Genomic DNA, 25,057 nt, shown 5'->3' with positions numbered 1-25,057 from the left:
AGGGTCAGAGGGCCGTCGGGCTGGAGACCGCGGTGTCGACGGAGGCGTATGTCACGCCGTGGTCGGCGAGAGCCTCTGCGACGACCCCGCCGGTCGTGGTGAGCGCCAGGAGGATGTGCTCGTCGCCGATCTCGCGGTCCTTGCGGGCGACCGCCACCCGGAGGGACTTCTCCAGGACGGTCTTGGCCTCCCGCGAGAAGGACCGGCGGCCCGACCACCATCCGGAGTCCTTGCGGTCACCCGCAAGCGCGCCCGCGCCGTGGGTCTCCTCGACCCGCGCCACGATCTCACCCACGTCGATGCCGAGATCCGCCAAGGCCTCCGCGTCCGCCCGGGACAACCCCGCCCGGCGCCGGGCGTCGCCCAGAGCGGCCACCAGGGACGGACGGCGGTCCGGCGGGCACAGCTGCCGCAGCGCGGCCGCCGCCCGGGTGTCCTCCCGGTCGAGCAGGGCCAGCAGCAGATGCTCATGGGTGACGACCGTCGCGCCGTCGCGCTCCGCGTGCTCGACCGCCCCCTTCACCACGGAACGTGCGGCTTTCGTGAACCGTTCGAACATCACTGCCTCCCGTACTTCTTGTGGACGGCCTGTCGGCTGACACCCAGTTCGGTCGCGATCTCCTGCCACGACCACCCCTGGTTGCGCGCGCTGCGCACCTGGACGGCTTCCAGCTGTTCCAGCAGTCGCCGTAGAGCGGAGACGGCCCGGAGTCCGACCCGGGGGTCGCGGTCGCCCGCCCGCGCGGCGAGATCGGTCGCATCGGTCATGCTGTCAACTTACGTTGACACTCGCATCGCGTCAACCTTAATTGACAGGTGACTCCCGACCGGCCTGCTTGCCCCGCCCTCCCCTGGACCCAAGCGCCACCCACACCGCCACTCCTGCGCCGCGCGACCGATCGCCGGCGTCACCCGGATCGGAGACCCTCAGAGCGCGTCGAATACCGCCTGGAAGGCGTCCGCCGTGGGGGCTATGACGACCGCCTGCCCCTGGAGTTCCGCAGGAAGGTGACGGCGGTCGTCCTCGTGGAAGATCAGCGCGCCACCGTCCTGGGGCACGATCGAGGCCCCGAGGGCTGCCGCCAGCCGGGCGAGCACGCCACTCATCGCGCCGCGGGCGAAGTGCGTCGCCGTCACGCACGGCATCCCGCCCTCGCCATGGGATGCGTGGTACAGGTCCGCCTCGCCACCATCCTCCGCGCGGAGCTGGGAGAAACCCTCCTCCAGGCCGCCCACGACCACGTACGGCTCCGTCACCTGCCGGAGCCGTTCGGCGTCCAGGGGCACGACCTCGCCGTCCACGAACCGGAGCAGGAAGATGCTGTAACTCACGGGCACACTCTCCCATCACCATGATCCGCCGGACAGGCCCTAGTTGGGCGCGGGTCTCAGTTAGGGCCGGCAGCCCGCTTTCCCACCGTATGGCGGCACGAGGGGAGAGCCGACGAAGCACGCAGCCCAGGGTGAATGGGCTGCTCTCCGGTGGGCTCCCCCGCGGAGCACCTGGCCAACCTGGGCCTGGCTCAGGCCGATGTCGCGGGCGCTCGTCTCCTGGTCAACGTCGCCTCGTGCGCGCCGTCGTACCGGGCGACGACGAGAGCGGCGTTCACAGGACGCGACCGTGAGCTGGAGAAAGCACTCCAAGCGCAGGAGCGCACGGCCAGCCCACAAGGTGAAGCGTCGGATTCGCGGACGGTCGGATTGGGCAGATGACGGCGATCGCCGACTGGGCACGAAGGGGGAAGCCGTGCCGACCCGAAGGCCGAAGGGGCCATCAATCGTGTGTGGACCGCGAACGCGCTGGTCGAGCTTCGAAGAACTCTGGTGGCTCGTGGAAGTCGCCGGCCTGCGTGGCAGGCGCTGACACACGGCTCCCTACGACCTCCGCGGCCCGGCGCGGTTGGCCGCTGAACAGGTCAGGGCGGACCAGGGCCACTGATCGAACGCGCCGACGTCGACAGTGCGCGCCCCCGGCTGCCATCGATCGGGCCCTGCGACGCACGGCCGGCCTCGTCGGCGCATGGATCCATTACGTGGGGGCACCTGCGCCCATGGCGGCCGGGGCATTGGGGCCGCGATCCGATGCGAGTCGAGTGGTTGGCGTCGTCGCCGGTCCCTCGGAGGCGAGTGGCGCATCGCGTGGTTCTCGGAGGCGAACATGAGCTTTCCCCTGCCCGACACCGTAGACGCGCTCAAGGGCATGATCGGCCGTGAGGTCTCCTCCTTGCGTGCCGCGGTGCGCCGCACCGCGGAGCGCCCGCTGGGAGGCGCGCAGGGTACGACGCTGGCGTCGCCGCTGCAGTCCCAGTCGGTGCTGCCGCCGACGGCCGAGACGGACGGGGTTTCGCGGTGTCTGTGCAGCACCCACGAGCCGGGTGACAGCGGGCTGTGCTCGGTGCTCCCCGCGATTCCGGCCTCGGCGGTGCTGCTCGAACCTGTGTGGGACGAGGCCGGGGCCGTCCTGGACTTCCGGATCGCGGCCGGCAACCGCGTCCGGTCGGCGGACTGGCTGGAGGCGCCGGACCGCCAGGTCGGACAGCGGTTCCTGGAGGCGCGCCCTGGCGCGGCGCACTCGGGTCTGCTGGCCGCCCTGGCGGAAGTGGTGGACAACGGCCGGCCGCTGTCCGGACGGGTGGTCGACTACACGGAGCAGCGGCTCGGACGAATCCACCGGGCTCCGCTGCTGTACTCCGCGGCCCGGTGCGGTGAGCAGGTGCTGGCGACGTGGCGGCCCGTACAGAGCCAGGCCGAGCTGTTGACCATCGACGCGCAGTACCTGGCGTCGATGGGGTGGGGGAACTGGGATCTTCTCTCGGGGAAGGTGACCTGGTCGGAGGGGCTCAGCCGGATCTTCCATGCCGATGTGCGCATGCCCTGGTCGCTGGAGCAGCTGTGTGACGCGCTGCTGGCGGACGATCTGACGGCGTTCTCCGAGTTCCTCGCCTCGGTGCTGGCGGGCGAGGAGCCCGCCTGGACCCGGATCCGCTTTCTCGTGCTCGGAGAGCTCCGCACCCTTGACCTGCTGGGTCGGCCGGTCGCGGGGACGGACGGCAGGCCGTGGGCGGTCAATCTGGTGGCCCGCGATCTCACGCCGCAGATCCGAAGTCGGCGGCGACTGGCCGAGACGGAGCGGGAGTCGGACCGGCTGCGGCGGCAGACGGAGGCGGAGCGGCGGGTCGCGGACGCGCTGCGCGAGGCGATCCTTCCCACGCATTCTGAAGCGCTGGCGGCGGTCGGGCTGACGGTGGCGGCCTCCTACCGCCCTGCCGAACCGGACGCGGCGGTCGGCGGTGACTGGTACAAGTGCCGACTGCTGCCGGACGGCCGGGTGCTCGTGGCCATCGGCGACGCGTCGGGGCACGGCCTGGACGCCGTGGCCCGCATGGCGCAGCAGCGGCACGCCCTGGCGGGACTGGCGCAGACGGGCGCGTCCGCCGGCGAGATCACGACCTGGCTGAACGAGCTGGTATGCAGCGACCCGGCGGGGCAGACGGCCACGGTGGTCGCCGGTCACATCGACGACGACAAGTTTCTGCGCTGGGCCGATGCCGGCCATCCCGCCCCGCTGCTGCTGCGCGACGGCAGCGTGGAGCTGCTCGGGACGGAGCAGCGCGGCCCGCTCCTCGGCGCGCTGCCGGGGTACGCCTATGAGACCTCGTCGACCCCGTTGCGTCAGGGCGATCTACTGGTGCTGTACACCGACGGGATGGTCGAGCGCCGGAACGAGGACGTGACCGTCGGGATCGAGCGCCTGGCGAACGCGGTGGCGGCCTCGCCCTCGCTGGAACCGCAGCAGCTGATCGACACGCTGGTTGCCGACCCGGACATCGCGGGCCAGGAGGACGACGCGTGCGTGCTGGCCATCCAGGTGGACTGAGTGCGCGGCGTCTGTCAGGTCGGCCCGGGGCGCCACCGGGGCTGGTTCCAGCGGTGGGACCATCTCGCCCCGTCCACATGGCGGCAGTCCACTCCGGCAGGCGCCAAAGAACGCACGTTCGCGGGCATATTCCGACCTGGGCGGTCGCCCTTGCGTCGGCCCCTGGAACCGCGGAGCCGTACCCCGCCGAACAGGCTCTGGTCCTCACCGAGGCGACGGTCCGCCGGTCCGCAGCTGCGGGAAAGAGACCGCGTCCGGCGGCGGAGGAGCCATCGCCCAGCGGATCCCTCTGGTCGCCAACCGCCCGCCCACCCGCCCGGCCGCCCTCGCCGGCCGGGGGAGCAAGGGAAGACCCAGCTGCTCACGTGCCCACGACGGCAGCAGCTCCACCGCACCCGCCGCGAGCAGCGCGTACGGCGCCCGGGCCTGCCAGGGAATCGGGGGGTTCAACAGCAAGAACCGTGCGGTCTCCCGGGCTTCGCGGGTCCCGTCGAGCTCGCCGCGGTACGCCTCCAGCCGCCGCGCGAGCTCGGCCACGTTCCGGGGCGGGCGCTCCACGCCCAGTTCCTCCGCGATCCGGGCCGCGTCCGCCACATAGCCGTCGTAACCCGCGGCGTCGAGCGGGGACGCCCCGTAACACCGGTGCGCCCGCAGGAAACTGTCGACCTCGGCCACGTGCACCCAGCCCAGGAGATGCGGATCGGACGCGTGGTACGCCCGCCCGTCAGAAGTCGTGCCCCGCACCCGCTCGTGGACCGCACGGACGCGCTCCACCGCGCGTCGTGCGTCATCGGCCGTGCCGAACGTCGTGACCGCGAGAAACGTACTGGTCCGCTGCAGCCTGCCCCAAGGGTCGCCCCGGAACCCCGAATGGGCCGCCACGGCCGCCATGGCCAGCGGGTGCAGCGACTGCAGCAGCAGTGCCGCCAGACCCCCGGCGAACATCGCGGCGTCGCCGTGGACCGTACGGATCGGACGTTCGGGGCCGAACCAGCGAGGCCCGGGCGTCTCGTGGATACGGGCGCGCGTCTTCTCGCCCGAAGGGCCGGCGACGCGCCGGAAGAGCTCGCCGCCGAGTCGTTCCCTCAGGCCGACCACGGTGGGAGGCGGCCATCCCATGCGGTCAGTATGCGCCCACGAAGGTGCGAGTCGCCGGGCACGGCCGGCTCCGCTACAGAAAGTCAGCAATCCCCCGCACCCAGCCACAGACACGCTCCGTTCCCGAACTCCCACCCGGCTGGCAGACACGCGACCTGGGCCGAGGAGCGGGCTTGAAAGTATGATCAAGCGATGTCTGACATGACCGAGACCACCCCCGGCTGGCTGACCACGGACGAGCTGCACACGGCCAGGGCCCAGATGCCAATCCTGTACGTCGAGGCCGTCCCCGTGCGCGTCGACGACAGCGGCGAAGTCACCAGCATCGGACTGCTCCTGCGGATCGGCGCAGACGGAACGATCAGCCGCACTCTGGTGTCCGGCCGCGTCATGCACCACGAGCGGGTCCGCGACGCGTTGCTACGGCACTTGGAGAAGGACCTCGGCCCGGTGGCCCTCCCCCGCGTCCCCGCGTCCTTGCAGCCCTTCACGGTTGCCGAGTACTTCCCCACAGCAGGCATCACCGCGTACCACGACCCGCGCCAGCACGCCGTGTCGCTCGCGTACGTCGTGCCGGTGACCGGCGACTGCCGCCCGCGGCAGGACGCGCTGGACCTGGTCTGGTTCAGCCCTCAAGAAGCAGCCTCAGCAGCCTTGCAGAGCGAGATGCCGGGCGGCCACGGGGTGCTGCTGAAGCAGGCCCTCGCGCATGTGGGCCACGCGTACTGAGGGCTCCCCGTACGGGCTGCCGAACAACCGGCAGTCGCCCACCCGTCGGCCCGGGTTCCCTGGGGCGCCGTTGTGCCAGGCCGGCGCGCTCCCTGAGCGCGCCGGCTTCCGCAGGCGACGTCCCGCCGTCTCGAACTCGTCCTAGGACACCAATCCCTGCCCCTCCAGCTCGGTCAGGCGCACGGTGCAAAGGCCCCCGCGCTCGGCCTTCACCTCCGTCACCTCCAGCTGCGTGCCTGGCGCGAGGATGTACTCCTCCTCACCCGTGAAGGCGGAGAACCGCCGGATCCCCACCGCCCGCGCCGGTGTGACCTCGAACAAGGTCCGCCTGCCACGGCTCCCGAGGAACGCCCGGGCCACGCTCAACTCGGACGTGCACGACGACACGCCCCACCACGTCACCGTCCGCCCCACCGGATACTGGGAGCGCAGGTCCAACGCCACACCGCGCCACAACGGCCGCTTCTGCGCCGGCAGCGCCGCCACTGCCGAGAACAGCAAACGCAGATAGGGCAGGTACGGCACCAGCCGCTCCCGGTCCGGGGAACGCAGCACGGCGTTGATCTCGCGGTAGAACGCCGACTCGCACGTGTACAGGTACAGAGCAGAGATCGCGTCCGCGGACAATCCGTCCCCGCTCGCCCCCTCGCCGGACAGCCCGCCCTCCGCCTGCGCCGTCGCGACCTTGGTCTCCCCGAACCGGATCGACCGCTCGATGTGCCGCTGCAGATTCGCGAGCACTCCCGACACCGGCTCGACGGCCTTCCGGAAATCCACCAGCGGCGTGTCGAACACCCCGGTGATCGGCGGCAGGACGAGCCCTTCGTCCTTGACGCTCGTGAGCCGCTCCAGATACAGCTGGTGCAGCTCCATCGTCGACGCGATGAACGCCCCCATCCGCTCCGCGACAGCACCACCCTCCGAGCCGCCGGGACCCGCCGCCTCCCGGTCCCAGCCCTTCCGCGGCAGCCAGTCGACCGGCTCGGCCCCGACCGCCGCCAGGGCATCGTTCACCTGGGCGAAGTGGTCTCCCTCGCAGAAGATGTCCCCCTGCGCCGCCGGATTCGCGTGGTCCAGGTGCCGGACCTCGACCCCGGGGTACTTCTTCTCCAGCCGTTGGACGACCCTCTTGAGGCTCCGGGCATGGGCGCCCCACCAGGCGAACACCACACCCCGGTCCTCCTCCGCCGCGTCCTGCTTCGCCCGGAGGATCTCCTCGACGATCTGCTCGGCCACGGGCCGCCAGAAAGACGTGTGCCGATCGGTCGGCAGCGCCCCGTCCGCACTCGCCGTGAGGGACGCGTTCAGCAGCAGGACACCCTGGGTGAGCATCGCCTGGAACCATTCCGGCGGCTGAACCGTGTCCTCCTTCTTCAGCAAGGCCCGGACGTCGCCGATCGGGGTCTTCTTGGCGATGCCGTACTTCCACATCGCGGCCGCCTTGATGATGCAGCGAATGCTGACCACCCGACCGAACTGACTGTCCTTCCAGTCGTTGAAGGTGTTGTCGAACATCGCGATGCCGGTCGCGCTCTCCGCCCGCGGATACGGGTTCTGTCCGAAGGCGACCACCTTCCACTTCTGCGGCGGATGCGGCTTCAGCGCCTGGAACGTCAACTCACGCACCGGAACAACCTCCGGACTGCGCTTCGGACCGATGAAATCGGCAGCCCCCGGCTGCGCCTCGATCACCGGACCCAACAAAGGCAGCCACGGCTCACCCCCACCGGTGAACAGCTCGGTCAGCCCCAGCGGGTCCCCTGCCGAGGAACCCGTCTCGCCCGCGGCCGGAATGTTGACGTCACTCACGAGGGCAGAACTCCCCGGTATCGAACCGGGCGCCCCCTCGGGCCCGCCGGCATGCTGAACGGTTTCGACGAGGTCGCCGCCGGCGTCCCCGCCCTGTGCGGCGCCTGCCTGCTGAGTGTGCGTGTCCGAACAAGAGGAAGGCTGCTTCGGTACGTTGATCCGCACCCGCCGGGCGGCTCCCGCGCTCTCGATGTCCTCGAGCTGCCCCAGCACAGCGGCCCGCAACTCGTCGTAGTCCGCGAATCCGTGATCGTGGAACAGGGTGTAGCCCGTCCACATCAGATTGGCGCATATCCGCGCGGGCACCCGCCCTGTCTGCGCACCCATCCCCACCAGCGCCACCGACCGGATGCTGCCGGGCGCCTCCCGGTTCTGCAGATGCACCGCCTGGAACGCTGCCGCGCAGGCCAGCGCCACGTTCATCGTCTCGCTGATGTTCTGCGAGGACTGCCGCATGGTCGGCGTCGAGATCAGATACCGCGGTACGGCTCCCCCGGACGGGACGCAGACCGCGCTGCCCACCGGCAGACTCCCGCCGAATCGATCACGGATCGCCCGCTGCACCCGCACCTGAATACCGGCACCGAGATACCGCTTGACGACGGCGTCGACCCCACCGTCCATCCGGCCCCGCGCATTGGTGGGCGACACCCACGCGTCGACATCCACATCGAGAATGGAGCCCCGCCGGATCTCGACCCCGGGCGTGTCCGCGAACGCGGACCGCCAGGCCGCCACCACCTTGTCGTTGACGTCGACCAGAACGACCCTCAAGGCACGCTCGACACCCATGAATTCCCCCGTCTCGCACAATCTCTCGAACGCATCCGAAGCTACAGCGCGCCACTGACAACACCCGGCGCCCCGACCCGAGGGGCCCGCCCATGGTGAGGGGACAGTCCCGGACGGGTCCGGTGGGGTTGCGCGTCGGACGTCCTGGGGTCAGAGTCCGCCCCAGTGCGCTGCCGCCTCGATGAGCCGGTCGCGTACGACGGCAGTGGCCGGGTTCGCCGGCGCGCCCCGGCGTGTGGCGAGGTAGAGAGTGTTGAGCGGCGGAACCTCGGGGTGGTGGAGCTGGACGACGCTGCCTGCGGCCAGGGCCGGTTCGGCGAGGTAGCGCGGCAGTACGGAGATACCGGCTCCGGCCTCGACGGCGGACAGGACGGCGCGGAGGTCGGGGACGAGGAGGGCGACGGGGTTGGTGGGGCGTTGCCCGAACTCGCTGCGCCAGTAGCGACGTACGATCGGCAGGTCCTCCGCGTAGGCGACGAGCGGCAGAGCGGCGAGCGCGTCCGCCGGGGCGGTGCGGAGCCTGTCGGCGTCCACTGTGTGGGCGGCGGCCGGCGCACCGACGAGGAGGAACTCCTCGTCCACGAGCGGCACTGCGAGCGTCGCCGGGTGTGTGGGCCGCACGGCGGAGACGACCAGGTCGAGCCGGCCCGCGGTGAGCTCGGCGAGAAGGTCCTGGGCAAGACCGAGCGTCGCGTGCAGGTGCAGACCGCGGGCCGTCAGCGGCGCGAGCGCGGGGAGCACTCGTACGGTCATGGCCTCGGCCGCGCCGCCGATCCGTACCGTTCCGCGCAGCGCCGGCTCGGTCTCCGTCGAGCTGAGGACGTCGCGGAGTCCGTCCACGTGCAGGCTCACCCCGGCCGCGAGGGCGGCGGCGCGGGGTGTGGGGGTGACGCCCTGGCGGGAACGGACGAACAGCTGCTCGCCGATCTGCTCCTCGAGCCGGGCGAGTTGTCCGGTGACGGCGGGCTGGGTCACGCCCAGCCGCTGGGCGGCGGCGGAGATGGAGCCCGCACGGTAGATCTCCAGGAATGTGGCCAGCAGGTCCAGGCTCGGCACGCGTCCTTCTTCCATCGGTTTCCCGGGGGCGCCGGTCGCTCGGTCCGTGCGGCGTGGCAGTTCAGTGTAGGGAGGACGTTCCGCCGGGAGGGCTGAAGCAGGTTCGTGGCGTGGAGCCGGGGTGGGGGGCCGGGGTGACTTCAGGAGCGATGCCGTGGACGTGTGTGAGCCGCTCCTCTCGCTGTGCTGGCAGATCCGGTGCGGTACGGACGGTCCGACGGCCGGGAGTGAGCGGCCTTTGTTGCCACTCACTCCCGGCCGATCAACAACGCGAGATGCTCGCTTCGATCGCGCGAGGTGCTCGATCGAACCGAGCGTGGTGCTCCGTTCAGGCAGCAAGCGCCTTCAGGACGGCCTCGGCCGCACCCGTGCTCGACTGCGGGTTCTGGCCTGTGATCAGGTTGCCGTCCACGACGACGGTGTTGCTCCAGGCCGGACCGGTCTGGAGCACCGCGCCCTGGTCCCGCAGCCGGGTCTCGACCAGGAACGGCGAGTTCTCGCCCAGCCCGCCCTGGTTCTCCTCCTCGTCCGTGAACGACGTCAGGGCCCGGCCGGCGAACGTGAAGCCGCCGTCGTCCTTGGTCGCGCTCAGCAGGCCCACGACACCGTGGCACAAGGCGGCCACGGTCTTGCCCTGCGCGTCGGCCTCGTTGAGCAGGCGGCCGAGGTCGGCGTCCTGCGCCAGGTCGGCCATGGGGGCGTGACCTCCGGGAATGTAGATCGCGTCGTAGTCGTCCATGGTCGCCTCGGAGAGGGCGAGCGGTGTCGCGAGCTCATCCGCGATGCCGTCGAGGTAGGACCGGAACTTCTCGGCGTCACCCTCGGAGACGCCGCCCTGGTCGCTGAGACTGAGCGCGTCGACGGTGGGGCGGGCGCCGGCCGGGGTGGCGATGTCCACGTCCGCACCGGCGGCCTTGAGAATCTTGTGCGAGGCCGCGACCTCCTCGGCCCAGTAGCCGGTGGGGTGTGTGGACCCGTCGGCCAGCTTCAGGCTGGTGGCGGCAGAGATGACCATCAGAATCTTCGACATGAGGTTGCCTGGCCTTATCAATAGTTAGAGGTGCGCCGCATCGTGTGGGGCGGCTCTCGGGACAACCTCAGGTTCCATCACGGATCTTCCATCCACATCCTCGCTTCCATAAGGAATCTTATGGAAGCGCGGTTGCAGGCCGCTTCGGATCGGGGTAGCCGGCCCGGGGAGCCGGGCGGCCCGCCGCCCTGGCCGACGCAACAGAGGCGTGATGTCACATCCGGCGCCCGCTGCGCTGTCCTTCTTACGGAATCGAAAGAAGGGATCGTCAGGATGAAGCCCGTCATCGTGTGCGCCTCCGTGTCACACGGCAATACGCGTCGTGTCGCCGACACCATGGCCCAGGTACTGGGTGCGAAGGTCGTCGCCCCCGAGGAGGCCGACCTCGATGAGCTGTCCGACGCCGACCTCGTGGGCTTCGGCTCAGGGGTCTTCTACGGCAGGTTGCACCCCCGCTTGACCGACTTCGTCAAGGCACTGCCCGCCAGGCCGGGCCAAGCGTTCGTGTTCGCCACGAGCGGGCTCCCCGAGATTCCGCCGGCGCCTTTCACCCGCCCCCTGATCCGGGTCCTCGAAGGCAAGGGCTTCGAGGTGGCCGGGAGCTTCTCGTGCCGGGCGTTCGACACCTGGACGCCCTTCAAGCTCGTCGGCGGTCTCAACAAGCAGCGGCCGAACGTCGGCGACCTGGCAGCCGCGCGGGCGTTCGCCGAGCGGCTGCGCGACGGGAGAGGGCTGGTGGTCTGACGGGGCGGCTCGGTACCGCCGCGGAGGAGATCACGTGCCATCGATCGAGTCCGTCCGGTTCGTACGTCTCGCCTGAGCGCCGAGGGACCCGACTCCGCACGCAGTCAACATCGTTGAGCGACAGGCGAACGCGTCGCTCACAATTAGAGCGTGTCTCTCAGACCTGGCTGAGAGTTCGTCAGCAGTGGTCGTACCCAGTCCGTCACCGGTGGGCAACTCGCTCGGCAGGTCTCGGGAGGCCATGGCCCTCTACACGGGGCCGGGTCGAGCGGGCTGACCACTCGGGTGATGGTGCGGTCGCACCAGTCGCACAGCACCGTCGCGTGGGCACCCGCGGCCTCAAGGACCCCGGCCGCGTCTTGGGCTGCTTCGAGCCAGCCGGGTTCCGTGACCGCTACGGGCGCACTGTCCAGCAGAAGCTTGCTGTTCCAGAGGCTGAGTCCGGTGACCGTCCGGATCGCACGGACCGCCTCCGTCTTCCGGTCTAATGCCTCCGTCAGCAGGACACGGAATCCTGGCTCTTCCACGCACCCTCCCCGGCGGCCTCAAGCTATCCAGCAAGTGAACCATCCCCACGGTTGCTGCACGCCATGGGCAGGGCGTCCGGAGACGTAGCGGGCTATCGCCGGGCCAGACATCCTGGGTCCGGTGGTCCTCGACAACTCCAGGAGTCACCCTGATGCATCCCGACGTGGAACAGCTCACCCGGATCGTCACGCCGCCGGCGGAGCGCCGCCCGCGGGCCTGGCCCGACGTCGAGGCGCGCCTGGGCACCGCCCTGCCCGAGGACTTCAAGGATCTCGTCGACACCTACGGGGGCGGTGTCTTCGACGAGACGATCTGGGTACTCGAGCCCGACTGCGCGGACCGCGACTACGACCTCCTGGCGATGAAGGAGGAACGCGCCGAGGTGCTGACCCGCCTGTGGGAGATCGGCCCTGAGCCCCGCCCCGTGCAGCTCGATGCCGAGGGAGCCGGCCTGCTCCCCTTCGCCTACGTCGAAGGCACCGGCGCCTACCTCTACTGGCTCACCGGCAAGGACGGGCGGCCCGAGGAATGGACCGTCCTGGCGAACGCCGGCCGCGGACCGGAATGGGAACACCACGCGGTGCAGAGCACCCGCTTCATCCTGTCCGTCATCACCGGCGAGGTCCACTCCGACATCCTGAACAACCTCCCGGCCGAGAACCACACGTTCGCCTCCAATCACGACATCTTGGAAGCGTGACAAGGGCTTCCCCGAAGCAGGGTCACCGCCCGGTCGGGCACCGAGTAACGCCACAAAGACCGACCCCTTTCAGCCGAGTTCGACTCGATTACCCCTTCCCATATCGGGCCTTCAAGATGATTCGGGACCAATATGGACCGTTCTCCCGAGACGTAGGCTCCTGGGCTTCGAACGGGTATCGTCTCGGCCGCTCGGTCGGCAGGCTTCGAGCCCGCACCGAAGATGTGTCGCGGAATTTTCGGCGTTTCCTGTTATCCGGGGGATGCCCTGCGGTCTCCCAGCTGCCGGGCATCGACAACAGGCGGGACAGGCAGAGTGAATCAGGGCATGAGTACACAGCACGGTACGGAGCTGGTGAGGGCTGCGCAGAGCGGGGACCTGTGGGCGCAGGACCAGCTCATCGCCGCCTATCTGCCCCTTGTGTACAACATCGTCGGCCGGGCCATGAACGGCCACCACGACGTCGACGACGTGGTGCAGGAGACGATGCTGCGGGCGCTCGGCGGGCTCGGGAGCCTGCGCGCTCCGGACAGTTTCCGGTCCTGGCTCGTGGCCATCGCGATGAACGGAATCCGCAGCCACTGGCACAAGCAGCAGACCGGTCTCCTCACGGACGCCCTCGACGACGCCCGTGACCTGGCTCACCCCGGCGCGGATTTCGTGGACCTGGCCGTGGTCAAGCTGCATCTGTCCGGGCAGCGGCGCGAGACCGCCGAGGCGACCCGCTGGCTGGAGCCCGACGACAGCGCGCTGCTGTCGCTGTGGTGGCTGGAGTGCGCCGGCGAGCTGACCCGCTACGAGGTGGCGGCGGCCCTCGAACTGTCCACGCAGCACACCGCGGTCCGGGTGCAGCGAATGAAGGCGCAGCTCGACACCGCCCGCGTCGTCGTACGGGCCCTGGCGGAGAGCCCGTTGTGCCCCGCCCTCCGGTCCGAGCTGGGCACGTGGGACGGCCGCCCCTCCGCTCTGTGGCGCAAGCGAATAGCCCGGCACGCCCGCGGTTGCGCGCACTGCGCCGGCCTGTGGAGCAACCTCGTCCCCGCGGAGGGGCTGCTCGCCGGACTGCTCCTGGTGCCCCCGTCGGTGCTCATGCTCAACGCCGCCCGGGAGGGCGTCGGCTTCGGTCTCACCGCGGCAACGACCGCGGCGTTCCCGGCGCAGCAGTACGGCTCCGACACCGTCTATGGGGCCTCGACGCCGTACGGGACGACGGGGAGCTACGAGACGGCCGGCACGTACGGGACCCCGGGGCCGTACGAGACGACCCGTACGTACGAGACGGCGGGTACGTACGAGACCACAGGTGCATACGACACGACAGGTGCGTACGAGACCACGAGTGCGTACGGCATGCCGACGCCGTACGACGGGTCGATGCCGTACGCGACACTCACGCCGCACGAGAGCGCGGCGCCCTACGGCATGCCGTCGCCGGCGCCGTACGAGAGCCCGGCTCCGTACGGGACCGGCGAGCCCTACGGTGACGGCGCGGCCTACGCCCCGTCGGGACCGTACGGGACGAGCAGGCAGGGTGAGCAGGCCGGGCCGATGGGCGGCTTCGAGTCGGCCGCCGACGGGCCGATGGCCGCGCACGAGCAGGGCGGACCGTACGAGCCCCGCACGCCGTACGAGACCCAGAGCACCGTCAGCCCCCTCGAGGCGGGCGCCCGCAGCTCACGAGGTGCCCGACGGCGCCGGGAGCAGGAACGGCGGCGCGGTCGCCGCAGGGCCGTCGTCGCCGCCGGCATGGCGGTCGTGGCGGTCACCGGTGGGTCCTTCTACCTGAGCACCGGGCCCGACGGGGAAGGGGACGCCCTGGACGCGAACCGCGCCGCGGCTCCCGGCCCGGACCTGCCCCTCGGGCAGACGCCGACGACCCTCCTGGAGACCCCCTCGCCTTCGGCGTCGACATCGGCCAGTGCCGGCGCGACCCCGTCCACCCGCCCGAGCCCCACCGCGAAGGCCACTCCGTCGAAGACGGCCGCCCCTCGTACCTCATCGCCCGCGCCCAAGCCGAAGCCGAAGACCACCAGCAGCTCCAACCCGGACTCGGGCTCGGGCGCGGGCGCGCAGGGTGGATCCGGCTCGGACTCCACCGCGGACCAGGTGATCAGCCTGGTCAACGCCGAGCGGGCCAAGGCGGGATGTGGCCCGCTGACGGCGAACTCGCAGCTGACCAGGGCCGCGCAGGCTCACTCCGACGACATGGCCGCCCGGGACTTCTTCGACCACACCAACCCCGACGGCGCCGGCCCGGGCGAGCGCGTCACGGCCACCGGGTACCCCTGGTCGACGTACGGCGAGAACATCGCCATGGGGCAGAGCAGCGCGGAGCAGGTGATGGAGTCCTGGATGAACAGCCCGGGCCACCGCGCGAACATCCTCAACTGCTCCTTCAAGGAGATCGGGGTCGGCATCCACAACCAGGGCGGCCCGTACTGGACGCAGGTCTTCGGCGCACGCTGACGGCGAGGACGATTCTCCGGGTCGGGGTCCGTGTTCGGGCCCCGACCCGCTGCATTTCCGGGCGTCACCTTGGCCGTTTCGCGTTGCACTCCTGCGTATGAATGTAGTACTTCTTATACATGAGCGAGCAGGTACACAACAGGCTGGCCGTTGTCAGGGCTGAGCGGAAGGTGTCGCGACAGGCACTGGCCGAGGCAGTGGGCGTCCACTACCAGACCATCGGCTACATCGAGCGCGGCCAGTACAACCCCAGCCTCGACCTGGCCCTGAAAGTGGCCCGGTTCTTCGGTCTGCCGGTGGAGGCGTTGTTCTCCCTGGAGCCGTTCCAGCCGCTCACCGACGAGGTCTACGGGAGGAAGCAGTGATGACCGCGACGCGCTACGACCGGCACATGTACGCGCTGATGAACGACCGCCGGGCGGCGGGGCTCTACGCCACCGCGCCCCGGCGCCGACTGGTGGTCGGGGCCCATGTCGCCCTCACCGCGGTCGGTGTGGGCGCCTGGATAGGCACGGTCTTCGGGCCATGGTTCTGGCCGGCCGTCGTGGTCGCCGTGGTCCTGGTCCCCTGGGTCCTGCTCACCGGTGTCCTCAACGGCTCGACACGTGGACTGCTCGAATTGCGCGGCCGGATGCTCGACGAACGTCAGCTGGTCGAGCGTGACCGGGTGCGCGCCCTGGCCCACCGCGTCACCCTGTGGCTGCTGCTGGCCGCCGCGTTCGGCACCGGCGTGTACGGCATGCTCGCCGACGCACCGCTCCGGGCGGCCGTCGCCCCGGTCCTGTTCGGAGTTCTCGCCGTGCACTGGATGATGCCGCTGTGGGTGGCCGGGCTGCGGGTCCAGGACGACCTGAGCGACGACCTCGACGAAGAGGCGTAACCCCGGACGCAGGGCCGTCCGCACGGCCTCGGCGTCATGCCGAAGAAGCGGGCCGGTCGACGCCTCTCATACGGAGCGGCCTGACCGAGACGGCGAGACCGCCTGGTCAACAAGCCTTGCGTGCGAGCTTTTCGAATGCCTCTTTGCTCATGGTGCCCCGGAGGGTCAACACCTCTCCGGACGGCACTCGTGCGAGTTGCCCGGCATCGAATGTCACCGAGGCGCTGTAGACGTAGGCGTCGTCAGGATCGGCGAACGCCAGCTCGTAGGTGTATCCCGGCTGGAGGGCCTGTGGGCCGCGGGTCTCGGCTCCCCATGCCGAGGGTGGGGCGAACAGCGGAAAGTCCGCTGCCTTGTGCGGCCCGCGGGTGTCCCAGCCGATCCAGGGTTCCTCCGGCTGGGACGCTTCAGGGGCAGCGCCTCCCGACTCGTCCGAGGTGGCCCCTTCCGTGTCGGGGAGTACGGTGCCGCGCAGCTCGGGGCCCCGTACCAGACCGTCGTCGTCACACGCACGCAGCAACGCGTGTGCGGTGCCCTTCTCGTCCACGTACACCGCTGCCAATGGACGGAGTTCTGGCGAGCAGCCCGTCGCCAGCAGAGTGATCACTCCGCTCAGTGCGGAAGCAATGCCCACCCGCGCTGCGGCAGTTGTCGAGCCCCTCATCATCAGCCCTCCCCCGGGACCAACCCCCACCAACCCCCCGCTCAGTCTCGCACGCGGTGATCCACATGGACACAGCTCATCCGTGTGACGCCGTGTTACGCCGTCGCGCTGCCGGCTGCGCGCCGGATCGCGTCGAGCGTGCGCCTCACGTCGTCGTCGGTGGTCGACCAGTTGCTCACCGAGATACGCATGACGCGTCGGCCGTGCCAGGTGGAGCCGCTGATCCACGCCGTGCCCTCGTCGAGCAGCCGGGCGAGTACGTGGTCGGTGCGTTCGTCGCTGCCGAACTCGGCGCAGACCTGGGTGAACGCGACGTTGTTGAGAACTGTCGCGCCGTCGATCCCGGAGATGCCTGTTGCGAACGTGGCGGCATGGCGGCACAGCCGCTCGACGAGGTCGGCCACACCTGATCGGCCGAGGGATCTGAGTGCGGCCCACACGGTGAAGGCACGGCCGCGCCGTGAGAGCTCGGGAACCTTGTCGATCGGGTCGCCGTGTTCGTGCTGGATGAGGTAGTCGCCGCGTTCGCCCATCGCCGCCCGGACCGCAGACGGATCGCGCACGATCGCGAGCCCGCAGTCGTAGGGGACGTTCAGGGTCTTGTGGGCGTCCGTCGCCCAGGAGTCGGCGTCCGCGCAGCCCGCTGTCAGGTGGGCGTATCGCGGTGAGGCGGCTGCCCACAGTCCGAAGGCGCCGTCGACATGGACCCACGCTCCTGCCTCGCGCGCGGCACGAATGGTCTCGACGAAGGGATCGAAGGCGCCGGAATGGACGTCGCCGGCCTGGAGGATCACGAGCGTGGGCCGCTGCCCGCCGCCCGCCAGTGCGCGCCGCAGGGACTCGGGCTCGATGCGTCCCTGATCGTCGGCCTTCACGAGGTCGGGGCTGCCGAGCCCGAGATAGCGCAGCGCCAGGTCGATCGCCATGTGTCGGGCCTCGCCGGCGATGACATGCACGGCCGGCCCACCGGTGAGACCGTCGCGGGCGACGTTCCAGCCCGTGCGCCGCAGCACCGCGTCGCGGCCGGCGGCGAGGCACGTGAAGTTCGCCATCGTCGCACCCGTGGTGAATCCGACGGAGCTGTCGCTCGGCAGGTCGAGCAGATCGAGCAACCACGCGCCGGCGATGTCCTCCGCCGCCGTGTACGCGGGCGAGACGACGCGCATCACGCAGTTCTGGTCCCAGGCACTGACGAGCCAGTCGGCAGCGAGCGCGGCCGGTTCGGTGCCGCCGACGACGAACCCGTAGAAGCGACCGCTGGGAAAGGCCGTGAGCCCCGGCTCACAGGCCGTGGCCAGCAGGTCGACGACGTCGGCGGGCGTGCTGGGGTCGTCGGGCAGGTCGGCACCGAGCGCGCGCACGATCTCGTCGACCGAAGCGCGGGCGGGAACCCGGCGGTCGGACAGACTGGCCAGCCAGTGGACAGCATGGTCGTACGCCTGTCGGAGCGCCGCCTCGCGCGCGTCCATACCTCGGACTATGAGACCGTCGCCGCCGCCGTGCAAGCCGGAGCAGCCGAGGACGTACACCGTCATGCCGGTGGACGTCGCACCGCCCTCAGCCTGACCGTCGCCGCCTCCTTCTACGGCGGGCTCACCACCGACGGCGGCCACCTCGACACCGATCTCGCGGCGCGCGCTGCACGACGTCGGCCGGAACGTGCGTGGGCGGTGCCCCGGCACACACCCTCCCTGTGGGCCGCCTCCCTCCACACCCGCGTCTGACGGCGGCGGGCAGACGCGCCGGTCAGCCGGCGAGGGTGGCGCTCAGCCAGTCCCGGTAGTGGGTGGCGGCCCGACGGGCGTCGGGGCCGGTGGTGAGGACGTCGCCGCGGACGGCGGCGAACATGCCCGCCTGGTCGTCGGTGACGACGCGGCGGTTGTCGCCGTGGGCGGCGAGGGTGATCCGGCCGATCTCGTCCAGCGCGAGGACGTCGGGTCCGGCGACGTCGAGCGTCCCGTTGAGAGGCGCCGCGGTGGCGACGTCGGCGAGGGCGTCGGCCACATCTGCCGACGCGATCGGCTGCAGGGGTGTGGCGGGCAGGCGGACGACTCCGTCGACCGCGGTCCAGGACATCACCGCGTCCATGAACTCGAAGAACTGGGTGGCGCGGACGATCGAGTACGGGGTGGGGCCTTCGCGCAGCAGGTCCTCCTGGAGCACCTTCGCGCGGTAGTAGTCCAGCTCGGGGACCTGGTCCACGCCGACGATCGAGAGGGCGACCTGGTGGCGCACTCCGGCCCGCTCGCCCGCACGGAGCAGGCTGCTCACGGTGGTGCGGAAGAAGGCGAGGGACTGGTCGTCGAAGGTCGGGGAGTTGGTCACGTTGACGACCGTGTGGGCGCCGGCGAGAGCCTCGTCCAGGCCGGCGCCGGTGAGCAGGTCGACCCCCGAGGACAGGGATGCCGGGACCACGTCGTGGCCGGCCTTCTGGAGCGTGGCGACGAGCTGGGAGCCGATGAGGCCGGTGCCGCCGATGACGGTGATCTTCATGGTGTGCCTTCCTTCATGGGCCGGTCACGGCCCCGGGACGCAAACTCGGATACCCGATGTCCGAGATAATACTCGGATACTCTATGTCCGAGTCAAAAGGGGAGGCGGCATGAAACTGTCCGGTGGCGTGGAATGGGCACTGCACTGCTGTGTCGTCCTGACTGCGGCGAGCCGACCGGTGCCTGCGGCCCGACTGGCGGAGCTGCACGACGTGTCGCCGAGTTACCTGGCCAAGCAGATGCAGGCGCTGTCGCGGGCGGGGCTGGTGCGATCCGTACAGGGGAAGACCGGCGGATACGTGCTGACCAGGCAGGCCGCCGAGATCACCCTGCTCGACGTGGTGCAGGCCGTCGACGGGCCCGATCCGGCGTTCGTCTGTACCGAGATCCGCCAACGCGGTCCCCTCGCGACCCCACCGGAGAAGTGCACGAAGCCGTGTCCCATCGCCCGGGCGATGGGGGCCGCGGAAGCCGCGTGGAGGGCCTCGCTCGCCGGGATCACCATCGCCGATCTCGTCACGTCGGTGGAGGGCGACAGCGGGCCGGACGCGCTCCCGGGAATCGGCTCCTGGCTGACCGCGGGACCCGACGCGCACGCAGGCGCCGACGGCGCCTAGGGGTGCACGCAGGCCTCGGACGGCTCCCAGGAGTAGTGGGGTCATCAGCCGCCGAGGCGCACTCCGGAGCCGCGGCCCACGGGGCGACCGCGAGGACGCTCACGGCGGTGACGGTCGTGAGATCGGCGCTCCGCAGCCGCAGCCCCGCTCGGACCCCACGTCACATTCCCGGCGGCTGCGGTGTCTTACTGCCGAGACGCCGTCCAGGACACGGCGTAGGGCACCGGACAGAGGAGAGATCGCATGTCGGCAGCTGGGACAACAAGCAACGCAGCGAAACTCAGTCGCTTCCACGCGGCCGTGAACAGCGGCGACCCGGACATCATCTCGAAGGCCATCGACGAGTTCGTGGCACCGGACGTGCTCTTCCACGCGCCGGTACCGATGGGCGCGACAGGGGCAGAGGCCCTCAAGCGGGTGTGGGATGTGCTCCTGCACGCGTTCCCCGACATCCACGTCGCCATCGAGGAGACGATCACGGAAGGCGACAAGGTCGTCTCCAGGAACACGGTCACCGGGACCCACCGGGGCGAGTACCAGGGCCTGCCGCCGACCGGAAAGACCGTCACCTACAACGAGATCTTCATCTTCCGCTTCGCCGAAGGGCGGATCGCCGAGATTCGGGGCATCGTCGACGTACTCGCGCAGCTGCGCCAGCTCGGCGCACTCCCGTCCTGACCAGGGTCGCGGGCCGCCGAGGCCGCCACCGCGACCGGGGCAACCACGACGACCGGGGCCGGGGCCCGAGGCGCCGGGCCCAGGGCCGGTTGCCGAGGCCGAGGCCGGGGCCGGGACCGAGACCGGCGCCCGAGGCCGGGCCGGCGGGACACGGTCAGACCGCCGCCGAGTCCCCGGTCGGCGTCAACGGCGCGGTCGGGGCAGCCTGCTCGGACTGCGTCGCCGGCACGACCTGAGGGTGCTGGGCTGCCTCGTCGGCGGTGTAGGAGGAGGCGAAGGTGAACGCGCGCGGGGACGGCCCGTGTGCCCGCAGGTCCGCCAACCGCTCCAGGGCCTCGCCGACGGTCGGGAGGTGCCCGGCGGGGACCCACCAGAGCACCAGGTGCGCCTCGACGTGCCGTTCGAACCATTCGCGGCGCCGCCGCATCACCTCCAGGTGCCCGCTGCGGTAGGCGAAGTCCCACAGAGCCTCCTGGGTCTCCCACACCGACAGGTTGACGATGACGTCCTCGCCCGCCGGGCGAAGGCCGGTGGCGTCGGCCGCCCCCTCCTCCACCAGCCGCCACACGAAGCCGGGCGCGCCGTCGGCGGCGGCGTTGACCGGATCGAGCATCTCGACGAAGGGGGCCACGCGCGGGTCGTCGAACGGGTGGCGGAGCGTGGCGACGTTGAGCTGGGCGAGGTGGGCGGCATGCGTGGATGCGGTCATGGCCTCATCCCAGCACGGCTCTCTTTTCTATGTCAATCTCCATTGTTTTTAGAGCTCTCGACCACCACGCAGCACTCCCCCGGCCGGGGGTCCATGCGAGCGCGGACGGGACCGTCCGCGCCGAGCAGCCCTTCCAGCAGCGCGAGATTCATGCCGCAGACGAGCGGCGGGAAGCGGTCGGCGACAGCGTGGAAGGGGCAGTTGCGCATACGAACAACAACGCGTGCGGCTGCCTCGGTCGCCCCCTCGGAACCTTCGGCGCCCTGGACGCCCTCGGCGCCCTCGACGCCCTCGACGCCTTCCATATGCGGTTCGTAGCCGCGGGCGGCCAGGATCTCCATGGCCTCTTCGAGGCCGCCACAGGGCGCCGCCGAGCCGCGCAGGGCCTCCCCCCGGCGGCGCGCGGCCGCGCAGAGCCCGGCGTCCAGCCCGGCTTCCTCGGCGGCCTCGGCGAGCAGCTCGGCGGCGGTGCGGTAGTCGCGGGCGGGCAGCGACACCGACCGCTCGGCCCGCGCCCGCGTGTACACCTTGGCGGGCCGTCCCGCCCCCGGCCCCGAGCGGCCCGTCAGGCGGCGGCTCCCGCTCTCCAGCAGCCCGGCCTCGGCCAGCTTGTCCAGATGGTGCGCGGCGAGCGTGCGCGCCACCCCCGTCCCCTCGGCGGCCTCGTTGCGCCCGACCTCGCGGCCCTGCGCCACCACGTACTCGTACAGGCGGCGCCGCACCGGATCCTGCAGCATGGCAATCGCGTCGATGTCCTCCACCTGGCCATTCTAGGAACAACACAGGTTGGAGATAGAACGGTGGACCGCCCCGGCGCTTCGACGGCGTCCTCGGCACAGGCCGTGAGCCGACTCGTGCCAGCCATCTCTCGCCGGCGCCCGCCCCATGCACGGGCCATAGGTCCGACGCGGGCGTCCGAGTGGCGGATCGGGCCGAGAGCCGTTGCGATGGGGATCATGAACGAGCCGACCGCCCGCTCTGTGGACGCGCCGACGCCGACCGCCCGCCCGTGGAAGGAGCTGTCGCCCGCCGCGGGCGCCGTGGTGATGGCCACCGGCATCATCTCGGTCGGCTTCCACCTGACCGGGCGTGAGACGCTCTCGCGCGTCCTGCTGTGCCTGGCGGCCCTGGTGTGGGTGCTGCTGGCGTGCGACTTCGCCGCCCGTCTGCTGCGCAGCCGACGCCACTGGGCGGCCGATGCCGACACCCCGCCCGCCCTCACGGCCGTCGCCGCCACCACCGTACTCGGCGTCCGCATCGCCTTCCTCGGCTGGACCGTCGTGGCGGAGGTGCTGCTGGCGGTGGCCACCGTGCTCTGGGTGGTGCTGTTGACCGCGGTCCTGAGACATCTGCGGCGCCGCATGCCGGGAGCCGTCTTCCTGATCTGCGTCGCCACCCAGGGACTGGCCCTTCTGGCCGCGACGCTCGCACCGTCGGCGGGAGACTGGCTCGCCCGGGCAGCCCTGGTCCTCTTCGGCCTCGGACTACTGCTCTACCTGGACGCCCTGACCCGCTTCGACTTCCGGCAGATCACCGAGGGCGCCGGCGACCAGTGGGTGGCCGGCGGAGCCATGGCCATCTCCGCCCTCACCGGTTCCAAGCTCCTCGCCACAGCCGTGTGGTCCGGCTCGGCCCACACCGCGCTGCGTACGACCACGCTCGTGCTGCTCGCCGTAGACCTCAGCTGGTACGTCGTCCTCCTCTGCTCCGAACTGCTGCGCCCACGCCTGCGCTACGACGTCCGGCGCTGGGCCACCGTCTTCCCCCTCGGCATGACGGCGGTCGCCTCTCTGTCGACATCGGCGGCCACGGACATCGCCTGGCTCACCACTCTGGGGAAGGTCCTCCTGTGGATCGCCAGCATCGCCTGGCTCGTCACGCTCTACGCGCAAGTACGAGCGCTGCCCGGACGGGCTTCCCGCCCGGGCAGTCCATGAGCGGCGGCAGCGCGGCGAACTCGGGCGCCCGTCGAACTCCCTCCGGCGGCGCCGTGAGTCGACGTCAGCGACCCGTCCCCGACCGCCGCAGTGTGGGCTGCCCGCCTCGACGCGGGCCATGATCGTGAGGCTGCGCGGCCAAGGTGAGCCGAAAGAAACGACCTAGGACTGAATCGCGTCTGCCGGGACCTCGAAGACGAGCTCGAGCCCGTCGCGCTCGTTCCCCCGCTCGCCGACGCGCGTGAAACCGAAGCCCTTGATGGTGGCCAGGGAGGCGTCGTTGTCGGACCTGATCGTGGCCCGCACGGTCCTGACATCGGGTTCGGCGGCGGCCCTGACGAGCAGCGCCCTCAACATGGCGCGGGCATAGCCCTGGCGACGGTACGCGGGTACGACGGTGTAGCCGACCTCGACCACGCCGGCCTCGTCCGGCGGTCCGTGGAACCCGGCGTCGCCTACGACGGTTCCGTCCGGCTCGGAGACCGCGGCCCGTGCGATCCAGGGTCCGACAGACGGGTCCTTGGCGAGTTGGTCGGCGCGATAGCCGAAGATCCAGCGGGCCCGGTCGCCGACGAAGTGTTCGTCGAGGGCGACCCCGGCCTCGGTGCTGCCGCCGGCGAGGTCACCGTCGGCAAGCGCCCGCAGCGCCTTCGCGTTGAGCTCGACGAAGCGGACGCACTTGGGGACGGAGAGAGGTTCGTTGTTCATCGCGGAGATGCTCGCCCAGCTCCGGAGAGCTGTCCACGGCTTTACGGCATCGGCGGACAGCGTGATCGTCCCGGTCGGGTCGTGACGTGAGAGTGGCCGTACGGACGCCGCGACACCTGCGTCGAGGTCCATCTCGCGATCGTCTCGCTCGTCTCCGACCGCGATCCGCGCAGCGGGCCACCCGCGGCCTGATGAGCACCGAACTCGTCGCCCTTGCCGGAGACCCCCGCGTCGTGCTCCAATCCCTGCCAACACCTACGGACCGGGATGCGCGTCAGTCCCGGGGCGGCCCGGGGCGCGAGGCCGGACGGCGGGGAGTGCTGCGTACGCGGCGCTGGACGCCGGGCGTACGGGATCCATGTATCCGCGTACCCGCAGGAGCAGCACCATGAGCAAGCACGTCCTGGCCCAGAACCAGTACGGCAAGGCCGAGAACCGCATCGTCGCGATCACCCGCAAGGGCAACGAGGGTTCGTGGCACGAGATCCGCGACCTTAACGTCTCGGTCGCGCTGCGCGGCGAGTTCCGCGACGTCCACCTGACCGGCGACAACGGCAACTGTCTGCCGACCGACACCACCAAGAACACGGTCTACGCCTTCGCCAAGGAGCACGGCGTCGAGTCCCCCGAGGCGTTCGGCATCCTGCTCGCCAAGCACTTCGTCACCTCCCAGCCGGTGATCCACGAGGCGCAGATCCGGATCGAGGAGTTCGCCTGGGACCGCATCCCGGTCCCCACCCGCCGCGACCAGCACTCCTTCGTCCGCAAAGGCCAGGAGGTCCGCACCGCGCAGATCACCTACGGCGGATCCACCGGGCTCCAGGTCATCTCCGGCCTGAAGGAGCTGACCGTCATGAACTCCACCAACTCCGAGTTCCACGGCTTCATCAAGGACAAGTACACGACCCTCAAGGAGGCGTACGACCGCATCCTGGCGACCAAGGTCACCGCCCGTTGGGCGCACTCGGTGGTCGCGGCCGACGACGAGGACTTCGACTGGGACCACTCGTACAAGCAGGCCAAGAGGCACATGCTGGAGGCGTTCGCGGAGACGTACAGCTACTCGCTCCAGCAGACCCTCAACGCCATGGCCGAGCGGGTCCTGGACCACTGCCCGTCGGTCAACGAGGTGCGGCTGAACCTGCCCAACAAGCACCACTTCCTCGTCGACCTCGAACCCTTCGGTCTGAAGAACGACAACGAGGTCTACTACGCGGCGGACCGGATGTACGGCCTGATCGAGGGCACGATCCACCGCGACGGCGTGCAGCCGGTCATCGCCACCAGTGACTGGATCACCGCCTGAGCCGATCCACGCGAAGGGCTCGGTCCATCGAGGAACGGGCCCTTCACCGCGCGCCGGCGATCGGCCGTGCCACTCGAGGCACGTGCATCAAACTGGTGATCGAAATCGGGTGCGGGTGTGGCTATGATCGTGCGCAGCAAGGCCGTAGCGCAGAGGTCGTCGCGCCCACGCATCGAGCTGGAGGACGTCGGTTCGAATCCGACCGGTCTTGCGTCTACTTGATGTCGACGCGGACGC

The 25,057-nt window shown here is 70.5% G+C and carries 26 protein-coding genes and 2 pseudogenes; 14 read left to right on the top strand and 14 right to left on the bottom strand.

Going from position 1 to position 25,057, the window contains the following annotated elements; translation table 11 throughout:
* Positions 1-4 precede the first annotated feature (4 nt).
* The 3 genes from ABZ939_RS11955 to ABZ939_RS11945 all read right to left on the bottom strand — a co-directional run bounded on the left by ABZ939_RS11955 (position 5) and on the right by ABZ939_RS11945 (position 1,332).
* On the bottom strand, positions 5-559 hold the full coding sequence (locus tag ABZ939_RS11955; RefSeq protein ID WP_361852208.1) for a Clp protease N-terminal domain-containing protein: 555 nt from the start codon (positions 557-559) through the stop codon (positions 5-7).
* Positions 559-768, bottom strand: coding sequence for an HTH domain-containing protein (locus tag ABZ939_RS11950; protein ID WP_030315760.1), 210 nt, complete (start codon positions 766-768; stop codon positions 559-561). Before ABZ939_RS11950 ends, ABZ939_RS11955 begins: the two co-directional genes overlap by 1 nt.
* 159 nt (positions 769-927) lie before the next feature.
* Positions 928-1,332, bottom strand: a complete 405-nt coding sequence (locus tag ABZ939_RS11945) for a hypothetical protein (RefSeq protein ID WP_361852205.1) — start codon at positions 1,330-1,332, stop codon at positions 928-930.
* Between the two features lie 826 nt (positions 1,333-2,158).
* On the opposite strand from ABZ939_RS11945, the gene ABZ939_RS11940 reads away from it, so the two are divergent.
* The gene (locus tag ABZ939_RS11940) at positions 2,159-3,877 is read left to right on the top strand and encodes a PP2C family protein-serine/threonine phosphatase (protein ID WP_361852202.1); all 1,719 of its coding nucleotides are present in this window, start codon (positions 2,159-2,161) and stop codon (positions 3,875-3,877) included.
* A gap of 204 nt (positions 3,878-4,081) precedes the next feature.
* Here the strand turns inward: ABZ939_RS11940 and ABZ939_RS11935 are convergent, their stop codons facing one another.
* Entirely contained in the window at positions 4,082-4,996 is a 915-nt protein-coding gene (locus ABZ939_RS11935; RefSeq protein WP_361852199.1) for an oxygenase MpaB family protein, read from the bottom strand.
* A 171-nt stretch (positions 4,997-5,167) separates the two neighbouring features.
* Here ABZ939_RS11935 and ABZ939_RS11930 point away from each other — a divergent pair, with 171 nt between their 5' ends.
* Positions 5,168-5,704, top strand: a complete 537-nt coding sequence (locus tag ABZ939_RS11930) for an NUDIX hydrolase family protein (protein ID WP_361852196.1) — start codon at positions 5,168-5,170, stop codon at positions 5,702-5,704.
* Between the two features lie 141 nt (positions 5,705-5,845).
* Here the strand turns inward: ABZ939_RS11930 and ABZ939_RS11925 are convergent, their stop codons facing one another.
* The 3 genes from ABZ939_RS11925 to ABZ939_RS11915 form a co-directional block, all read right to left on the bottom strand.
* The gene (locus tag ABZ939_RS11925; RefSeq protein WP_361852193.1) at positions 5,846-8,305 is read right to left on the bottom strand and encodes a macro domain-containing protein; all 2,460 of its coding nucleotides are present in this window, start codon (positions 8,303-8,305) and stop codon (positions 5,846-5,848) included.
* A gap of 150 nt (positions 8,306-8,455) precedes the next feature.
* Complete coding sequence (locus ABZ939_RS11920) at positions 8,456-9,361, bottom strand: LysR family transcriptional regulator (protein WP_361852191.1); 906 nt, start codon at positions 9,359-9,361, stop codon at positions 8,456-8,458.
* 328 nt (positions 9,362-9,689) lie between these two features.
* Complete coding sequence (locus ABZ939_RS11915; protein WP_361852188.1) at positions 9,690-10,391, bottom strand: type 1 glutamine amidotransferase domain-containing protein; 702 nt, start codon at positions 10,389-10,391, stop codon at positions 9,690-9,692.
* Between the two features lie 273 nt (positions 10,392-10,664).
* Here ABZ939_RS11915 and ABZ939_RS11910 point away from each other — a divergent pair, with 273 nt between their 5' ends.
* Positions 10,665-11,135: a flavodoxin family protein gene (locus ABZ939_RS11910; RefSeq protein WP_361852185.1), complete on the top strand. Its 471-nt coding sequence runs from the start codon at positions 10,665-10,667 to the stop codon at positions 11,133-11,135.
* Between the two features lie 143 nt (positions 11,136-11,278).
* Here the strand turns inward: ABZ939_RS11910 and ABZ939_RS11905 are convergent, their stop codons facing one another.
* The gene (locus ABZ939_RS11905) at positions 11,279-11,662 is read right to left on the bottom strand and encodes a ribosomal protein L7/L12 (RefSeq protein WP_361852182.1); all 384 of its coding nucleotides are present in this window, start codon (positions 11,660-11,662) and stop codon (positions 11,279-11,281) included.
* Between the two features lie 152 nt (positions 11,663-11,814).
* Here ABZ939_RS11905 and ABZ939_RS11900 point away from each other — a divergent pair, with 152 nt between their 5' ends.
* The 5 genes and pseudogenes from ABZ939_RS11900 (at position 11,815) to ABZ939_RS11880 (ending at position 15,709) form a co-directional block, all read left to right on the top strand.
* Positions 11,815-12,363 (top strand): SMI1/KNR4 family protein, encoded by a 549-nt coding sequence (locus ABZ939_RS11900; RefSeq protein WP_361852179.1) that lies wholly within the window; start codon positions 11,815-11,817, stop codon positions 12,361-12,363.
* 327 nt (positions 12,364-12,690) lie between these two features.
* Positions 12,691-13,440, top strand: a pseudogene (locus ABZ939_RS11895) (sigma-70 family RNA polymerase sigma factor); the annotation flags it as partial.
* 12 nt (positions 13,441-13,452) lie between these two features.
* Positions 13,453-14,829, top strand: coding sequence for a CAP domain-containing protein (locus tag ABZ939_RS11890; protein WP_361852608.1), 1,377 nt, complete (start codon positions 13,453-13,455; stop codon positions 14,827-14,829).
* A gap of 119 nt (positions 14,830-14,948) precedes the next feature.
* Positions 14,949-15,194, top strand: a complete 246-nt coding sequence (locus ABZ939_RS11885; RefSeq protein WP_055639523.1) for a helix-turn-helix transcriptional regulator — start codon at positions 14,949-14,951, stop codon at positions 15,192-15,194.
* Positions 15,194-15,709, top strand: a complete 516-nt coding sequence (locus tag ABZ939_RS11880) for a hypothetical protein (protein ID WP_361852176.1) — start codon at positions 15,194-15,196, stop codon at positions 15,707-15,709. The genes ABZ939_RS11885 and ABZ939_RS11880 overlap by 1 nt, the downstream gene beginning before the upstream one ends.
* Before the next feature lie 106 nt (positions 15,710-15,815).
* Here the strand turns inward: ABZ939_RS11880 and ABZ939_RS11875 are convergent, their stop codons facing one another.
* Both ABZ939_RS11875 and ABZ939_RS11870 read right to left on the bottom strand, forming a co-directional pair.
* The gene (locus ABZ939_RS11875) at positions 15,816-16,316 is read right to left on the bottom strand and encodes a hypothetical protein (protein ID WP_361852173.1); all 501 of its coding nucleotides are present in this window, start codon (positions 16,314-16,316) and stop codon (positions 15,816-15,818) included.
* 152 nt (positions 16,317-16,468) lie between these two features.
* Entirely contained in the window at positions 16,469-17,842 is a 1,374-nt protein-coding gene (locus ABZ939_RS11870) for a pyridoxal-dependent decarboxylase (RefSeq protein WP_361852170.1), read from the bottom strand.
* 30 nt (positions 17,843-17,872) lie between these two features.
* Between ABZ939_RS11870 and ABZ939_RS11865 the strand changes: the two genes are divergently transcribed.
* Positions 17,873-18,097, top strand: coding sequence for a hypothetical protein (locus ABZ939_RS11865; protein WP_361852167.1), 225 nt, complete (start codon positions 17,873-17,875; stop codon positions 18,095-18,097).
* Positions 18,098-18,119: 22 nt separating this feature from the next.
* Here the strand turns inward: ABZ939_RS11865 and ABZ939_RS11860 are convergent, their stop codons facing one another.
* Entirely contained in the window at positions 18,120-18,866 is a 747-nt protein-coding gene (locus ABZ939_RS11860; protein WP_361852165.1) for an SDR family oxidoreductase, read from the bottom strand.
* A 109-nt stretch (positions 18,867-18,975) separates the two neighbouring features.
* Here ABZ939_RS11860 and ABZ939_RS11855 point away from each other — a divergent pair, with 109 nt between their 5' ends.
* Both ABZ939_RS11855 and ABZ939_RS11850 read left to right on the top strand, forming a co-directional pair.
* Positions 18,976-19,482: an Rrf2 family transcriptional regulator gene (locus tag ABZ939_RS11855; protein ID WP_361852162.1), complete on the top strand. Its 507-nt coding sequence runs from the start codon at positions 18,976-18,978 to the stop codon at positions 19,480-19,482.
* A 243-nt stretch (positions 19,483-19,725) separates the two neighbouring features.
* Positions 19,726-20,160 (top strand): ester cyclase, encoded by a 435-nt coding sequence (locus ABZ939_RS11850; protein ID WP_361852160.1) that lies wholly within the window; start codon positions 19,726-19,728, stop codon positions 20,158-20,160.
* Positions 20,161-20,314: 154 nt separating this feature from the next.
* On the opposite strand, the gene ABZ939_RS11845 is transcribed toward ABZ939_RS11850, so the two are convergent.
* Positions 20,315-20,869 carry a DUF3291 domain-containing protein gene (locus ABZ939_RS11845; protein WP_361852157.1) on the bottom strand — a complete coding sequence of 185 codons (555 nt, stop codon included), beginning with the start codon at positions 20,867-20,869 and terminating at the stop codon, positions 20,315-20,317.
* A 32-nt stretch (positions 20,870-20,901) separates the two neighbouring features.
* Positions 20,902-21,630, bottom strand: a complete 729-nt coding sequence (locus ABZ939_RS11840) for a helix-turn-helix domain-containing protein (RefSeq protein ID WP_361852154.1) — start codon at positions 21,628-21,630, stop codon at positions 20,902-20,904.
* Positions 21,631-21,825: 195 nt separating this feature from the next.
* Here ABZ939_RS11840 and ABZ939_RS11835 point away from each other — a divergent pair, with 195 nt between their 5' ends.
* Positions 21,826-22,806 (top strand): tellurite resistance/C4-dicarboxylate transporter family protein, encoded by a 981-nt coding sequence (locus ABZ939_RS11835; RefSeq protein ID WP_361852151.1) that lies wholly within the window; start codon positions 21,826-21,828, stop codon positions 22,804-22,806.
* Between the two features lie 162 nt (positions 22,807-22,968).
* On the opposite strand, the gene ABZ939_RS11830 is transcribed toward ABZ939_RS11835, so the two are convergent.
* A complete protein-coding gene (locus ABZ939_RS11830; RefSeq protein ID WP_361852148.1) occupies positions 22,969-23,514 on the bottom strand; it encodes a GNAT family protein in 546 nt (181 codons plus the stop codon).
* A gap of 388 nt (positions 23,515-23,902) precedes the next feature.
* Between ABZ939_RS11830 and pucL the strand changes: the two genes are divergently transcribed.
* A complete protein-coding gene (pucL, locus tag ABZ939_RS11825) occupies positions 23,903-24,820 on the top strand; it encodes a factor-independent urate hydroxylase (RefSeq protein WP_361852145.1) in 918 nt (305 codons plus the stop codon).
* Positions 24,821-24,958: 138 nt separating this feature from the next.
* Positions 24,959-25,031 (top strand): annotated as a pseudogene (locus ABZ939_RS11820).
* The last annotated feature ends 26 nt before the right edge of the window (positions 25,032-25,057 follow it).

The organism is Streptomyces sp. NPDC046712 (assembly GCF_040645695.1).
GTDB lineage: Bacteria > Actinomycetota > Actinomycetes > Streptomycetales > Streptomycetaceae > Streptomyces.
This window is presented reverse-complemented; position numbering and strand designations above follow the sequence as displayed.

Bases quoted from the DNA above. Each gene is read 5' to 3' on its own strand.
- ABZ939_RS11860 (WP_361852165.1), bottom strand. From the start codon at position 18,866: ATGAAGATCACCGTCATCGGCGGCACCGGCCTCATCGGCTCCCAGCTC.
- ABZ939_RS11845 (WP_361852157.1), bottom strand. From the start codon at position 20,869: ATGACCGCATCCACGCATGCCGCCCACCTCGCCCAGCTCAACGTCGCC.
- ABZ939_RS11950 (WP_030315760.1), bottom strand. From the start codon at position 768: ATGACCGATGCGACCGATCTCGCCGCGCGGGCGGGCGACCGCGACCCC.
- ABZ939_RS11955 (WP_361852208.1), bottom strand. From the start codon at position 559: ATGTTCGAACGGTTCACGAAAGCCGCACGTTCCGTGGTGAAGGGGGCG.
- ABZ939_RS11915 (WP_361852188.1), bottom strand. From the start codon at position 10,391: ATGTCGAAGATTCTGATGGTCATCTCTGCCGCCACCAGCCTGAAGCTG.
- ABZ939_RS11935 (WP_361852199.1), bottom strand. From the start codon at position 4,996: ATGGGATGGCCGCCTCCCACCGTGGTCGGCCTGAGGGAACGACTCGGC.
- ABZ939_RS11885 (WP_055639523.1), top strand. From the start codon at position 14,949: ATGAGCGAGCAGGTACACAACAGGCTGGCCGTTGTCAGGGCTGAGCGG.
- ABZ939_RS11890 (WP_361852608.1), top strand. From the start codon at position 13,453: ATGCTCAACGCCGCCCGGGAGGGCGTCGGCTTCGGTCTCACCGCGGCA.
- ABZ939_RS11940 (WP_361852202.1), top strand. From the start codon at position 2,159: ATGAGCTTTCCCCTGCCCGACACCGTAGACGCGCTCAAGGGCATGATC.
- ABZ939_RS11835 (WP_361852151.1), top strand. From the start codon at position 21,826: ATGAACGAGCCGACCGCCCGCTCTGTGGACGCGCCGACGCCGACCGCC.
- ABZ939_RS11850 (WP_361852160.1), top strand. From the start codon at position 19,726: ATGTCGGCAGCTGGGACAACAAGCAACGCAGCGAAACTCAGTCGCTTC.
- ABZ939_RS11930 (WP_361852196.1), top strand. From the start codon at position 5,168: ATGTCTGACATGACCGAGACCACCCCCGGCTGGCTGACCACGGACGAG.
- ABZ939_RS11830 (WP_361852148.1), bottom strand. From the start codon at position 23,514: ATGAACAACGAACCTCTCTCCGTCCCCAAGTGCGTCCGCTTCGTCGAG.
- ABZ939_RS11925 (WP_361852193.1), bottom strand. From the start codon at position 8,305: ATGGGTGTCGAGCGTGCCTTGAGGGTCGTTCTGGTCGACGTCAACGAC.
- ABZ939_RS11880 (WP_361852176.1), top strand. From the start codon at position 15,194: ATGACCGCGACGCGCTACGACCGGCACATGTACGCGCTGATGAACGAC.
- ABZ939_RS11870 (WP_361852170.1), bottom strand. From the start codon at position 17,842: ATGGACGCGCGCGAGGCGGCGCTCCGACAGGCGTACGACCATGCTGTC.
- ABZ939_RS11900 (WP_361852179.1), top strand. From the start codon at position 11,815: ATGCATCCCGACGTGGAACAGCTCACCCGGATCGTCACGCCGCCGGCG.
- pucL (WP_361852145.1), top strand. From the start codon at position 23,903: ATGAGCAAGCACGTCCTGGCCCAGAACCAGTACGGCAAGGCCGAGAAC.
- ABZ939_RS11910 (WP_361852185.1), top strand. From the start codon at position 10,665: ATGAAGCCCGTCATCGTGTGCGCCTCCGTGTCACACGGCAATACGCGT.
- ABZ939_RS11855 (WP_361852162.1), top strand. From the start codon at position 18,976: ATGAAACTGTCCGGTGGCGTGGAATGGGCACTGCACTGCTGTGTCGTC.